At 47.4% G+C, this 12,730-nt stretch carries 12 protein-coding genes and 2 pseudogenes; 6 read left to right on the top strand and 8 right to left on the bottom strand.

Annotated elements, in window-relative coordinates; all coding sequences use genetic code 11:
* On the top strand, positions 1 to 749 hold a 749-nt coding region (locus OGX91_RS03860; RefSeq protein WP_286625497.1), incomplete at its 5' end, for a pentapeptide repeat-containing protein.
* A 78-nt stretch (positions 750 to 827) separates the two neighbouring features.
* Positions 828 to 1,190 (top strand): annotated as a pseudogene (locus OGX91_RS03855) (transposase); the annotation flags it as partial.
* Positions 1,191 to 1,239: 49 nt separating this feature from the next.
* On the opposite strand, the gene OGX91_RS03850 reads toward OGX91_RS03855, so the two are convergent.
* Both OGX91_RS03850 and OGX91_RS03845 read right to left on the bottom strand, forming a co-directional pair.
* Complete coding sequence (locus OGX91_RS03850) at positions 1,240 to 1,599, bottom strand: TIR domain-containing protein (protein ID WP_040233798.1); 360 nt, start codon at positions 1,597 to 1,599, stop codon at positions 1,240 to 1,242.
* 10 nt (positions 1,600 to 1,609) lie between these two features.
* Complete coding sequence (locus OGX91_RS03845) at positions 1,610 to 2,194, bottom strand: NUDIX hydrolase (protein ID WP_040233800.1); 585 nt, start codon at positions 2,192 to 2,194, stop codon at positions 1,610 to 1,612.
* Positions 2,195 to 2,281: 87 nt separating this feature from the next.
* On the opposite strand from OGX91_RS03845, the gene OGX91_RS03840 reads away from it, so the two are divergent.
* Both OGX91_RS03840 and OGX91_RS03835 read left to right on the top strand, forming a co-directional pair.
* Entirely contained in the window at positions 2,282 to 3,037 is a 756-nt protein-coding gene (locus OGX91_RS03840) for a DeoR/GlpR family DNA-binding transcription regulator (protein WP_005121244.1), read from the top strand.
* A gap of 369 nt (positions 3,038 to 3,406) precedes the next feature.
* Positions 3,407 to 3,859 (top strand): NUDIX hydrolase, encoded by a 453-nt coding sequence (locus tag OGX91_RS03835; RefSeq protein WP_188231705.1) that lies wholly within the window; start codon positions 3,407 to 3,409, stop codon positions 3,857 to 3,859.
* Between the two features lie 537 nt (positions 3,860 to 4,396).
* Here the strand turns inward: OGX91_RS03835 and OGX91_RS03830 are convergent.
* The 4 genes from OGX91_RS03830 to OGX91_RS03815 form a co-directional block, all read right to left on the bottom strand.
* Complete coding sequence (locus OGX91_RS03830; RefSeq protein ID WP_199947971.1) at positions 4,397 to 5,251, bottom strand: DMT family transporter; 855 nt, start codon at positions 5,249 to 5,251, stop codon at positions 4,397 to 4,399.
* 278 nt (positions 5,252 to 5,529) lie between these two features.
* The gene (gene arsC, locus OGX91_RS03825) at positions 5,530 to 5,955 is read right to left on the bottom strand and encodes a glutaredoxin-dependent arsenate reductase (protein ID WP_005121239.1); all 426 of its coding nucleotides are present in this window, start codon (positions 5,953 to 5,955) and stop codon (positions 5,530 to 5,532) included.
* 12 nt (positions 5,956 to 5,967) lie between these two features.
* A complete protein-coding gene (locus tag OGX91_RS03820; RefSeq protein WP_005121238.1) occupies positions 5,968 to 7,257 on the bottom strand; it encodes an arsenic transporter in 1,290 nt (429 codons plus the stop codon).
* A 43-nt stretch (positions 7,258 to 7,300) separates the two neighbouring features.
* Positions 7,301 to 7,621 carry a transcriptional regulator gene (locus OGX91_RS03815; RefSeq protein WP_149691571.1) on the bottom strand — a complete coding sequence of 107 codons (321 nt, stop codon included), beginning with the start codon at positions 7,619 to 7,621 and terminating at the stop codon, positions 7,301 to 7,303.
* A gap of 86 nt (positions 7,622 to 7,707) precedes the next feature.
* Here OGX91_RS03815 and OGX91_RS03810 point away from each other — a divergent pair.
* Together OGX91_RS03810 and OGX91_RS03805 are read left to right on the top strand one after the other, a co-directional pair.
* Positions 7,708 to 8,140 (top strand): annotated as a pseudogene (locus tag OGX91_RS03810) (NADPH-dependent FMN reductase).
* A gap of 139 nt (positions 8,141 to 8,279) precedes the next feature.
* Positions 8,280 to 8,750 carry a GNAT family N-acetyltransferase gene (locus tag OGX91_RS03805; protein WP_040233805.1) on the top strand — a complete coding sequence of 157 codons (471 nt, stop codon included), beginning with the start codon at positions 8,280 to 8,282 and terminating at the stop codon, positions 8,748 to 8,750.
* A 230-nt stretch (positions 8,751 to 8,980) separates the two neighbouring features.
* Here OGX91_RS03805 and OGX91_RS03800 read toward each other — a convergent pair whose 3' ends face one another.
* Complete coding sequence (locus OGX91_RS03800; RefSeq protein ID WP_005121234.1) at positions 8,981 to 9,517, bottom strand: GNAT family N-acetyltransferase; 537 nt, start codon at positions 9,515 to 9,517, stop codon at positions 8,981 to 8,983.
* A gap of 74 nt (positions 9,518 to 9,591) precedes the next feature.
* A complete protein-coding gene (gene kexD, locus OGX91_RS03795; protein WP_286625494.1) occupies positions 9,592 to 12,708 on the bottom strand; it encodes a multidrug efflux RND transporter permease subunit KexD in 3,117 nt (1,038 codons plus the stop codon).
* Positions 12,709 to 12,730 lie beyond the last annotated feature (22 nt).

The raw sequence follows: 12,730 nt of genomic DNA, 5'->3' as shown, positions 1-12,730 counted from the left end.
CTTCAGAGGGTATATCCCCGCGAAAAACACTGAACAGTATTATTCATAACTCCGGCATGTCTATTAGATTCACTATTGATGAGTCAGAAAAATCGCTACAAGGTGAATATGAGCTATGTATAACCAAGGACACGGATGGAGCATACTTACTGGAGATTAGTGAAGAAAACGTATCTGAACCATTAGAATTACAATTAAGTGAAGCGCAGTTCATATCAGGAGCCAGATATTTTAACACCATATATTTTCTGGATGAATGCAACCTATCAGAAGCCAGACAAAAATATATTGATACGGGATGCCTCGATCTATCAGAGGAAGATTTAAGCGGACGTGATATGAGCGATTTGGATTTGAGTAATGCTGACCTTTCCGGGGCAAATCTAAGTAGAACAAGTATAGAAACTGAGCAACTACTTGGTACTAGTTTAATACGTGACAATTTTAGCGAAGATAATCAGCGTGAAGCAGCAGAAAAGTTGAGTGAGATAATGTTGTTGGGAACAAATGACTTCGATAGGATCGATGAATTATTCGAATCCATTAAACACATGGCTAAACCAAAGTGTCAACAATTGTTTAGTAATAGATCGGCAGAATATGGTACGACCATGAACGCTTCATATTCAATCGCAGAAAACATTATTGTTAGTCTTTACAAAACAATATATACATATGAATGGGAGATAAAGGGTGGTGAAGGAGAGGCCATAGAAATACACCACAAAATACACCACAGCCCCGAATAAATATCCTCCGGCATAGCCGGAGGGAGTATTAGAAATTCTATGTCATTCCAGTAATATACAAACAAAAAGGAATGACACATGTCCCAGCCCTTCGATTTCGATAAAGCGCTTAAGGCCCTCCAGTCCGGCCAGGCATTAACGGGTAAGGATGGTATCTTAACGCCATTAATTAAACAGTTAACTGAAGCTGCTTTGTCTGCTGAACTTGACTCCCATCTGGCTTCGGATGTGGAGGCTAACCGTAAAAATGGTTCAGGCAAAAAGACCATTAAAGCCCCGACCGGCAGTTTTGAACTGGCAACCCCGCGCGATCGTAACGGCACTTTTGAGCCACAACTGGTGAAGAAGCATCAGACCACGCTGTCCGATGAGATCGAACGCAAGATCATTGTATTGCCCGCGCTTGCGCTCCCCATCTCTCCTGAGAGTCATAGATCCCATTGGCGAGGGTTTAATTGCCTGCACATTCGCAGGCAATAGCACAATAAAATTACGCCAACGGGATGTCTTCAAGGCGGAAATAAACGGTGAGTCCATGCTTATGTGCGACATCGATGTCCATATCAGCACCTTTAGAAGCGCCTTTAATACGGTAAATCGCATCACATTTGGTGATAAGTCGATGGGCAACGGGGTAGATCATAGATTCGCCGATTTCATCGTCAATAGCCGCAGAACCGGCAGCTTTTGCCAGTGGTAGTGCCAGCCATTCGCCGATTACAGGAATGTGTCCTCTTTGATATACCGCTAACGCTGCATCTTCCAGGCGAGCAAGATTCGCATCGATAAGATTTTGTTTTCCATCCGTACCGCTACGGTAGGGACCAGCAATGAGAATAAGTTGTTTCACAAAGAGAACCTCACAGAATGTTTTTCAGCGCAATGTGATAAAGCAACATAATGGTTTTGCCATCGACGATAAGACCACTTTCAATTGCGGCAAGTGCGCTTGCAAGCGGCCACTCAAGCACTTCGATATCTTCTCCTTCAGCCGCAATTCCACCACCGGCACCTGTCTTGTCGGCAGCATCATATTCCGCGATGTAAAAATAGAGCTTCTCCGTGACCGAGCCTGGGCTCATGTACGCCTCGAAAACCTTCTGTACGCTGGATACACGAAAACCAGTTTCTTCTTCAACTTCGGCTTTGATCCGTTTTTCAGGAGCCATGTTGTCAAGAAGACCTGCAGCTGTTTCAATGAGATAGCCATCGTGACCATTTATAAATACCGGAAAACGAAACTGACGAGTTAAGATCACTGTTTTCCTGTCACGGTTATAGAGCAGTATCGTGGCTCCGTTGCCGCGATCGTAAACTTCACGACTTTGGCGCTGCCAATCACCGTTTCTTCGTTGAATATCAAAAGTGTATTTTTTTAAACAATACCAGTCATCGGATAATGTTAGGTTATCGACGATGCGTATTTCTGCACGTTTAGGTTGCATGAAGACTCCTTGATCCGTAGAGTTGACATCATAATCAGCACTATCGTGCAAATACAAGTATAAACATGCATAAACAGGAACGGTCACATGCTCGCTCATCAACGTAAACACCTTATTCTTGAACAACTGCAGGTTGAAGGGCAGGTCCAATCGAAAAATCTGAGCGATCGATTTGGCGTTTCAGAAGACACCATTCGACGGGATTTACGTGAGCTTGCCGCAGAAGGGCGATTGCAGCGCGTTCATGGTGGTGCTTTGCCATCGTCTTCAGCTGTTGCGACATTTTCCGAGCGTAAATCATTAAAAACAGATGTGAAAATGAAGATCGCGCGCAAAGGCACTGAACTCATTTCTTCGGGACAAGTTGTTATTGTGGATGGTGGCACGACCACATCAGAGCTGATTGCCTGTCTGCCGGAAGATCTGCATATTACCGTGGTGACACACAGTCCCAGCATTGCACTGGGGTTGGTCGATAAACCCGAGGTTGACGTCATTTTGATCGGTGGCCGACTGTACAAACACTCCATTGTCAGTGTAGGGGCGGCCGCTATTGAAGGCATAGGCAATATTCATGCGGATATTTTCTTCATGGGGGTAACGGGTATTCATCCTGAAGCGGGATTAACCACGGGTGATTATGAAGAAGCGTGCATCAAACGTGCATTTTCCGGCAGAGCGGCGGAAACGGTCGTACTGGTGTCGCCGGAGAAGGTCAACGCTGCGTCATCGTTTGTCATCGGTGAGATAGGGCTAATCAATACTATCGTGGTTGATAGTGAAACCGATGATAATTGGCTAAGGAGTATTGAAGGAAAGGGCATCACCATTATCAAAGCGTGATTCTCTGTTAATCGAACATGAGAAATCGCATAAAGAACAGATACAGCCACGCCAGTACACTCCAGCCGATCAGTAACTGTCGCAGATAGCCCAGCACTGTAAGAATCACGTTTTCCATCGTTTTTTCGTGAGAGTGCACATATTTGTAAAGTCGGAGGGAAAGGACAACGAATAGGGGATCTTTGGGAAGGATCTTACTGACTATGGCATTAGTTGGGGTAGGACTAGCGACCGCTTTGAGCGAGGAGCGGACGATAAGCGCAGTTGACGTGGTAAGAAAAGGTATTCTCAATGTGCACTTGTAGACTGCAATCTACGTTTATTGGAAAATCCGAAATGAGGGTTTAAATGTTATTTAAGAGGGATTACATGCGTACTCGTCCAGCCTCTCGATTGATAGTCCTTTCACCTGAAAATCACGTTCTGCTCTTTAGATTCTGCCATAAAGCTGATGCTCTGGAAGGAAAAATATACTGGGCAACGCCAGGGGGAGGACTCGAGCACAACGAGTCTTTTGAGCAGGCGGCGTTACGTGAATTATTTGAAGAAACGGGCCTGACAAGAAGAACTACGGGACCACAAATAGCCTCCAGAACCTTCCCTATGGTGCTACCAAGTGGTGAGAACGTTCTTGCTGAAGAACGTTTCTTTATTATAACTACGGATAAATCAGAAATTGACCGCTCAGGTTGGAGTAACAACGAAAAAGAAGTCATTAGCGATCACTACTGGTGGAGCTTAGAAGAGCTCAGACAGACCAATGAAATCATCTTCCCACTCGATTTGATAATTAACATACTTGAAGACTTCCCGTGCACTTAACACTCTGAAATGATCTGGATGTCCGCTCCTGGCACTAAGCAGTCGTAAGAGGCGGCACTGTTTTTCACGTGAGATTTGATTAGTTGAAGGTCATAAGTACGGATGATCAAATCGGTGATGAGAATGTGATGTGCAAAAGGCAGGCATACAACAACTCGAAGACTGAACAATGTGCGATGGCTCGAAATGGGCTACGGGAGTATGTATATGAGGGCTGAATGACCTGTGTGGTTATGGAGCGGTTTTACCACACTTGAGGGCGTGATTTCGGGGGCATTTTTAGGGCGGGGACATAAAAAGGGACACACTAATAACTGCTATACCCTGGTATTAACTGTCCCTGCAGTTTTTTATCTTACTGATTTATATATATTTTAGTTTTAGGCTGATTGTTTTTTTCTGTATAATTGCAGAGTAATTAAGCAAGTTGGCTATGTTTTGTTGATTTTGCAGCGTGTTTTTCGCGCAAAGGGCGTGACAGGGTGCATGTGGGTGGTGAGTCAAAACACCGAAGCACAGTGCTGCGACTCCTCAACGTTACCCTTTTGCTGATTTCTTACTCTGTGTTCGATCGGATGAAATAACAATGGCTATGCCAGTCAGAACGATCAGTGTGCAAACCAGAATTCTCAAATCAGGCAATTCGCCAAGAAATAGCACCCCACCTACCGCAGCAATACAGGGCACGCTCAACTGCAGCGTGCTGGCGGTTGCGGAAGACATAGTGGCAACAAGTTGGTACCAAAGTACGTAAGCCATACCAGAAGCCAGCCCGCCGGAGAGCAGGGCAAGGATGACGCCGTTGGCGTCAGTATGCACGGGCTCCTGCCGTACCAAACTCAGGATGAAAATAACCGGAAGGCTCAGAATGAAATTTCCTGCAGTCGTCCCGGCAGGAGAGAGGATATTTTTCCCACGCACAGAGTAAGCTCCCCATGCCAGGCCTGAAGCAACCATCGTCAGGGCGGGTATAAAAGGGGGAGCGGTTGCGCCAGGGAGCAGCAGCATAATGATCCCCCCGATGGCAATAACGATCCCGGTGGCTTTGTATCCGCTAAGTGTTTCACCTTTTATTAATCCCCAGCCAATCATGCAGATCTGCACTGCGCCAAACAGCAGTAATGCGCCTGTTGCGGTATTGAGCTGAACATACGCGATTGAGAAGAATAATACATAGGCACACAGCAACAGGGCATCGATGATTTTCCAGCGTATTTCTTTCGGTTTCCCCCGGGCTATATGCCAGAAAAACAGCATTGCTGCACCACCGAGTAATCTCAGAACGCTGAATGTCTCAGGATCCGAATATCCATTCTTTAAGGCGATACGACAGAGGATAGAATTGGCTGCAAATGCAGTTAGCACCAAGAGAACCAGCAACAGCTTTTTCATACCCATCCTTAATGTTGACGATCTGTTGCAGAGTACAGAGTGAGTACATCAGGACAGACATGCTACCGCTGCTTTCGCTTATAATCCAACACGATAACGTTGCGCAGGGGGCTGGCGCTATCCCTCATAGCGGAGGTATTTAATATCACACTGGTGATGAAGTAAGTTTTAAAGAATCCCCGGCAATATGGGAGATTTGAGTACGGTTGTCCTGCGTGAGCGTGACGTGGACACCTGCACGGCGAAGACGGGTGCCCGACTTGTGTTGAAGGGTCAGGTTACTTAATTCGTTTCCCGGTATCGTCGATTACTTTTTCTCCATCCTCTTTGGTAAAAGCGCTTTTCTGACCTTCAGGTAGAATATCCAGCACAATTTCTGAAGGACGACAAAGACGTGTGCCAAGTGGTGTCACGACCACCGGCCGATTAATCAGGATCGGATGCTGAAGCATAAAATCAATCAACTGCTCATCAGAAAATCTGTCTTCACCAAGCCCCAACTGCTCATAAGGTTCAACGTTCTTACGCAGCAATGCGCGTACTGAAATACCCATATCTGAAATCAGTTTGCTAAGTTCATCACGAGTCGGGGGCGTATCCAGATAATAAATAATGGTTGGTTCGCTACCGCTGTTACGGATCATCTCCAGCGTGTTGCGCGAAGTGCCACAGGCCGGATTGTGATAGATGGTAATGTTGCTCATATCAGTATCTCATTACAAAGTGACAGAGAGCCGCCACGCCAGCGCGGCCAGAGTGACGAAAAGCACGGGCAGAGTCATGATTATTCCCGTGCGGAAGTAATAACCCCAGGTGATGGTCATGTTTTTCTGTGCCAACACATGAAGCCACAGCAGGGTTGCCAGACTGCCTATTGGGGTGATTTTAGGACCTAAATCGCAGCCAATCACATTGGCATAAATCATCGCCTCTCTGACGATGCCGGTCGCGGCACTTCCGTCAATGGACAATGCACCAATTAGCACCGTCGGCATATTGTTCATCACAGACGACAGGAAGGCTGTCAGGAAGCCGGTACCAAACGTGGCAACCCATAAACCTTTGTCTGCCAGCATATTGAGTACGGCAGAAAGATACTCAGTGAGTCCTGCATTACGCAGGCCATAAACGACCAGATACATACCCAGCGAGAAAATCACAATCTGCCAGGGTGCCCCGCGCAGTACTTTCCCGGTATTAATGGCATGGCCACGCTTTGCTACCACGAAGAGCACCGTAGCCCCAACGGCTGCTATCGCGCTAACAGGGATCCCCAGCGGCTCCAGAACAAAGAAACCGACCAGCAGAAACAGCAAAACAATCCAGCCCGCCCTGAACGTCGCAGGATCTTTAATCACACTGGCAGGTATTTTTAGCAGTGAAACGTCATATCTGGCTGGAATATCGCGGCGGAAAAAGAGGTGAAGCATGACCAGCGTGGCCGCTATGGCTGCAAGGTTCACAGGAACCATCACGGAGGCGTACTGTGTAAAGCCCAGACCAAAGAAATCCGCCGAGACAATATTGACCAGGTTGGAAACAATCAGCGGCAGGCTGGCGGTATCAGCGATGAATCCTGCAGCCATGACAAAGGCCAGGGTCGTCGCCTGGCTGAACCCCAGTGCGAGCAGCATCGCAATCACAATCGGCGTTAATATCAGTGCTGCACCGTCATTAGCAAACAGTGCAGCAACAGCAGCGCCAAGCAGCACTATCCAGGTAAACAGCAGGCGACCACGCCCGTTACCCCATCGGGAAACGTGCAGCGCGGCCCATTCAAAGAAACCAGACTCATCGAGCAGCAGGCTGATGATGATCACCGCAATGAATGCCGCTGTTGCGTTCCAGACGATATTCCAGACTACAGGGATATCATGAATGTGGATAACCCCCGTTCCCAGCGCCAGTACGGCTCCGATACTTGCGCTCCAGCCAATGCTGAGTCCTCTGGGCTGCCAGATGACGAGGATCAGCGTCAGTATAAATATACTCCCTGCCAAAATCATTTCAGGTTCCTTTATATATGTTTATATGTATATGATAAATTTTTCAGCATGATGTGCAGGCTGATTTTGACAGCCATTTACCTACATCGTCTCTCAGACACTGCCAGGTCGTCGTGATCGTCTCAGCCGCCCATGCTGGCATGTGGGGGGACAGGCGGTAGTGAATCCATTTGCCTTCCCGGCGGTCAAGCACCAGCTCTGCTTCACGCAGAATGGCCATGTGGCGAGAGATCTTGGGCTGTGATTCAGTGGTAGCCGCGCATATATCACATACGCACAGTTCGCCAGACTCCCGGAGAAGCATGACAATGGCGAGGCGGGTTTCATCCGACAGGATTTTAAAAAGCTGAACAGGCTGTAGCATTATTCACTCCGTTCCCTTTAGAATATACATATGGTAAATCATATGTATTTATTTTGAAATAACCAGAGTATTCTGGGGGAGAAATAATGGAACACTTTCCTGCACTGAACGCTGATTGCTTCGATAAGCAGATTTCTGAACGCCTGCAGATCCAGGAACCGCCACGCATTCTGATTCTGTATGGCTCGGTAAGAGAGCGTTCTTACAGCCGTTTTGCAGCAGAAGAAGTGGGTCGCTTACTGACGGCGATGGGAGCGGAGGTCAGGCTGTTTAACCCCTCAGGTTTACCCCTGCCGGATCCCCAATCAATCATCAATTGCCAAAGCCTGGCAGGAATTTGATGAGAATGGGCGAATGAAACCTTCGTCCTGGTATGATCGTATCGTCGATGTCGCCGAGGAGTTGTTTAAAATCACGCTGTTGCTCAAGGGGCAAACCGGTTATCTTGCCGATCGCTACAGTGAACGAAAAGAGAGCCATCAGGAGCTTTCATCCCGCGTCAATCAGGAAAAAATATAGCGACCTTTGTTGCTGAACTCAGAAATGTCCGCCCCTGACATGAAGCGAGTGCATGATGAACGCTGTGAGCGAGGTGCAGAAGCCCTGTCTCACTCCAAAAATGGTATTGTTCTATCAGCCACGCTCATAACGAGGTTTTATGAAAATCAGAAGGTTCAAAAATGGAGATGAAAATTCGTTATTTAGCGTATTTTTATCTTCTGTACATACCCTCGCATCCCACTACTACACACATGAACAAATAGATGCCTGGGCCCCATCAGATATCGACCCGGATCACTGGACCAATCGCATGAGGGCACTACGTCCCTTTGTTGTTGAAGTGGGTAGTGAAATAGCTGGATATGCGGATGTTCAGCCCAATGGGTACATTGACCATTTCTATGTCTCGGGAGCCTACCCGAGACAGGGAGTAGGGACGCTACTGATGGACCGCATTCATGAAGAAGCCAGAGAATGTGGTATGGGTGAACTTACTTCAAATGTCAGTAAGGCTGCGGAAGCGTTCTTTCTACGACACGGCTTTCATGTCGTAGAACGAGGTTTCCCTGTGTGTCGTGGCGTGACACTACAAAATGCACTGATGCGGAAATATTTGGCGAAACAATAGAACACTGACTGAAGACCGTCGAACTGATTATGTGAGTATCGTACCAGACCCTGACAATCACACTTCACCGCGAATATTGCCAGACTGCTCATGTAAACATCCCGTATAACCCTGCCATGTGATTTTAGATATCTTGACTGAATGTGTCGTAATGTTCGCAACATCCGCTTATGGCACAGGGCTGCTGTTGCTGTCCTGATAACCTTAGACTTCAATCGATTCAGAGGTCTCTAACTTGTCCATTCTTTATGCAGTAACGCATAGATGCATGTGTCGTCATACCTTGCCTTACCATCCTCGTCCTCAAAGGAGACAAACTCTTTTAAACACCCTTCATGTCGCATATGCAAACGTTCACAGAGTTTTTGAGAGGCCAGATTGTAAACTTCTACCCAGGCATACAAACGCCTGGCATCTTTTACTTTAAATAAATAATCAAACAGTGCAGCAACTGACTCGCTCGCATATCCCTGACGTTCATAACGTTGATTAAAATGCCAGCCCACTGACCAGGTATTGCTGTCTGGCTCGTTGCTATTGTCTGCAAAAAGATGGCCGATCAACTCATCAGTTTCTTTTAAACAAACGGCAAACTGTCCTGGTTCACCGGCCCGCTTAGTCACTTCTGCCTCCGCCTCGGCTATCGAATGTAGTTTTTCCTCATTAAAGCAGGGTACACGTGGTGTAGAGAGATAATCAAAAAGTGCTGCTGCATCTTTTTCCTTAAAAGACCGAATAATTAATCTTTGGGTGAAAATGATGTTCATAGTGTCCTTAACTGTTGAATACCAGCCAGTCAAGCGTTAAGTAAGCTTGTAGCTGGCTGGGCGTATAATTGTTATTAGCCGTTCCGGCTATTATCCTTGCGGCCTTTTCGCATTTCAGTAATTCGGGTAATCACCACGAAAAATACCGGAACGAAGAAAATTGCCAGTAACGTTCCGCTAATCATCCCGCCGAATACACCAGTACCAATCGCATGCTGCGTGCTGTCGCTGGCTCCACTGGCGAGCATCAGCGGAACAACGCCTAATGTGAAAGCCAGAGACGTCATCAGTATTGGCCGTAAGCGTTGTTTTGCTGCCGTCAATGTTGCATCAATAAGGCTCTTTCCTTCTTTCATTAATTGTCTTGCGAACTCGATAATCAGAATCGCATTCTTGGCGGAAAGTCCAATCAGGGTTATCAGGCCCACTTTGAAAAAGACGTCATTCGTCATATTCGCAACGGATACGGCCAGCACGGCACCGAGCAGACCCAAAGGAACAACGAGCATGACCGCGAAGGGAACGGACCAGCTTTCGTACAGAGCAGCCAGCACCATGAATACCACCAGTACCGAGAGCACAATAAGACCTGGAAGCTGTGATGCGGACTCCTTTTCCTGTAACGAACTTCCCGCCCACTCACCGGCGAACCCCGGTGGTAAGTGCTCAGCCAGCTTGTCTATTGCCGCCATTGCAGTACCCGACGATTTTCCCTGTGCGGCACTCCCGGTTATGCGTATGGCAGGATATCCCTGATAGCGTATCAGTTGCTGTGGTGCAACATTCCACGAAAGCGTCACAAAAGTGGATAACGGAAGCATCTGTCCCAAACGATTTTTGACAGACAAAGCCAAAAGTTGTTCTGGTTGCATTCGGTAGGGCGCATCCGCCTGGACGATAACCTGTTGAACCCGGCCATTATTGGTATAGTCATTAACATAATTGGAACCTGCTGCAACGGAAATTGTTTGATTTATCTCATCAAACGACACACCCATGGCCTCCGCTTTTTCCCTGTCGATATGCAGGGCAAGGCTTGTTCCCTCACCAAGCCCATCAATATAGACATCGGAAAGGTGAGAATTATTATTTGCCTGCATAATAAGCTTATCGGCCGCCTGCTTGAGTGCCTGATAGCCTTTCCCGCCTCTGTCCTGCAAATAGTAAGTGAACCCGGATGATGTTCCCATATCAGAAATGGCCGGAGGCAGCAGGCTCATCGTTACGGCGTCCGGCACGTTTGCCATTTGGGCCTGAATATAGTCGGCTTCCTCTTGCGCCGTGGTTCCTTTGCGTTGCCTCCAGTCCTTGAGGGTGGTGAATGCCATGGCCGAGTTCTGGCCTGAGCCAGAAAAACCGAATCCCAGAATCATAATGTTACTTTCTACCGCCTGCCGGTGGGCGATTTCCTCTTCAAATGTATCGACGACCTTAAGCGTCCGCTGCATCGTGGCATCAGAGGGAAGCTGGATTGAGGACATAAAATAGCCCTGATCTTCATCGGGTAAAAATGATGAAGGTAAGGAAGACAGACCGGCAAACAATGTCAAACATAATGCAGCGTAGATCATCATCACACGGCCAGTACGCTTCAGAAAACAGCCCAGAGCAGTGGTGTAAAACGAAGTCAGACGATAAAAGTGAGCGTTAAACCACGCTGAAAATGCGCTGCTTTTACCCTGATGTCTATCATGCGGCTTGAGCAGGGTTGCACAAAGCGCAGGGGTTAACGTCAGCGCCAGGAATGCCGACAGTAAAATGGATATCGCCATCGAAATGCTGAATTGTTGATAAATAATACCCACGGATCCGCTGGCAAAGGCCATAGGGATAAATACCGCAGTGAGTACTAGCGTAATGCCAATGATGGCCGGCGTAATTTCCCGCATCGCTTCTCGTGTCGCTTCCAGCGGAGACATTTTTTGGTCTTCCATCAGTCGTTCGACGTTCTCTACCACAACAATTGCATCGTCAACAATAATCCCGATGGCCAGCACCATTCCAAACATGGTTAAAATATTGATGGAATAACCGCTTAATAGCATGACGGTAAAGGTGCCGAGTAGCGCCACAGGTGCCACAATCGCTGGAATAAGCGTGCAGCGTATTTTGTGAAGGAAAAGCAGCATAACGAAAAAGACCAGAACCATAGCTTCAACAAATGTCTCAACCACCTTCAATATCGATAGCTTTACGAACGGAGCCGTATCGAAAGGCACGGTGAATGCCATTCCCTCGGGAAGTACACCGGACAATTCTGTTAAGCGCGCGCGGATACCCGACGCGGTACTAATCGCATTTGCACCAGGAGAAAGCTGAATAGCTGCCGCCGTTGCGGGGACGCCATTTTCACGGATTCCAAATGCGTAACTTTGTAACCCGGATTCCACGCGGGCGACGTCTGCCAGCGTCAGCCGGGCGGCGGAGACCTGTGATTTAATCGTGATATTGCGAAATTCTTCAACCGAAGAGAGTTGTCCTTTTACCGTTATAGGATAAGTCACACTTTGCCTGCTAGTCGCAGGTTCATCTCCGGTTCTGCCCGGTGAAACAATCACGTTTTGTTGACTGATGGCACTTAATACATCCGTAACAGAGAGCCCATAGCTGTGTAATTTCATCGGGTCCAACCATATGCGGAGCGCCTTTTCTCCGCCAAAAAGCTGGACTTTACCTACACCAGGTACACGCCGAAGTTCATCAGTAACATTCCTGGCAAAATAATCGCTTAAGTCAGCTTCCTGATATTCTCCGTTTTGAGATTTTAATCCCACCATCATTAAAAATCCGGAGTTAGCTGCCTCAACATTGATCCCATTCTGTCTTACCGGCTGCGGCAAGCGAGATTCCACAATCTTAATTTGGTTTTGCAGATCCATCTGGGCGAGTTTGATATCGGTTCCAGGTTTGAAGGTTACGGTAATTGACGTCATCCCCGTCGTGTCGCTGGAGGATTCGAAATAGAGTAAATTGTCAACACTCGCAATTTCACGCTCGATTAAAGACACGACGGACGTGTTCATTACGTCCGGACTCGCGCCAGGGTAACTGACTGAAATGATAATACTCGGTGGAGCAACGGCAGGATATTGCGCAATCGGTAAATGAGGAATAGACAATATTCCTGTCAGGACAATAAACAGCGCGATAACCCATGCAAAAATGGGGCGATCAATAAAAAAATGCGGCATCAGATGTACTTCCAGTCAACGT

The sequence above is a fragment of the Citrobacter sp. Cpa228 genome (assembly GCF_030333085.1).
Lineage (GTDB): Bacteria > Pseudomonadota > Gammaproteobacteria > Enterobacterales > Enterobacteriaceae > Citrobacter > Citrobacter pasteurii.
This window is presented reverse-complemented; position numbering and strand designations above follow the sequence as displayed.

Excerpts from the sequence above, each read along its gene's own strand:
- OGX91_RS03840 (WP_005121244.1), top strand. The coding sequence starts at position 2,282 with ATGCTCGCTCATCAACGTAAACACCTTATTCTTGAACAACTGCAGGTT.
- arsC (WP_005121239.1), bottom strand. The coding sequence starts at position 5,955 with ATGAGCAACATTACCATCTATCACAATCCGGCCTGTGGCACTTCGCGC.
- OGX91_RS03820 (WP_005121238.1), bottom strand. The coding sequence starts at position 7,257 with ATGATTTTGGCAGGGAGTATATTTATACTGACGCTGATCCTCGTCATC.
- OGX91_RS03800 (WP_005121234.1), bottom strand. The coding sequence starts at position 9,517 with ATGAACATCATTTTCACCCAAAGATTAATTATTCGGTCTTTTAAGGAA.
- OGX91_RS03830 (WP_199947971.1), bottom strand. The coding sequence starts at position 5,251 with ATGAAAAAGCTGTTGCTGGTTCTCTTGGTGCTAACTGCATTTGCAGCC.
- OGX91_RS03845 (WP_040233800.1), bottom strand. The coding sequence starts at position 2,194 with ATGCAACCTAAACGTGCAGAAATACGCATCGTCGATAACCTAACATTA.
- OGX91_RS03815 (WP_149691571.1), bottom strand. The coding sequence starts at position 7,621 with ATGCTACAGCCTGTTCAGCTTTTTAAAATCCTGTCGGATGAAACCCGC.
- OGX91_RS03805 (WP_040233805.1), top strand. The coding sequence starts at position 8,280 with ATGAAAATCAGAAGGTTCAAAAATGGAGATGAAAATTCGTTATTTAGC.
- kexD (WP_286625494.1), bottom strand. The coding sequence starts at position 12,708 with ATGCCGCATTTTTTTATTGATCGCCCCATTTTTGCATGGGTTATCGCG.
- OGX91_RS03835 (WP_188231705.1), top strand. The coding sequence starts at position 3,407 with ATGCGTACTCGTCCAGCCTCTCGATTGATAGTCCTTTCACCTGAAAAT.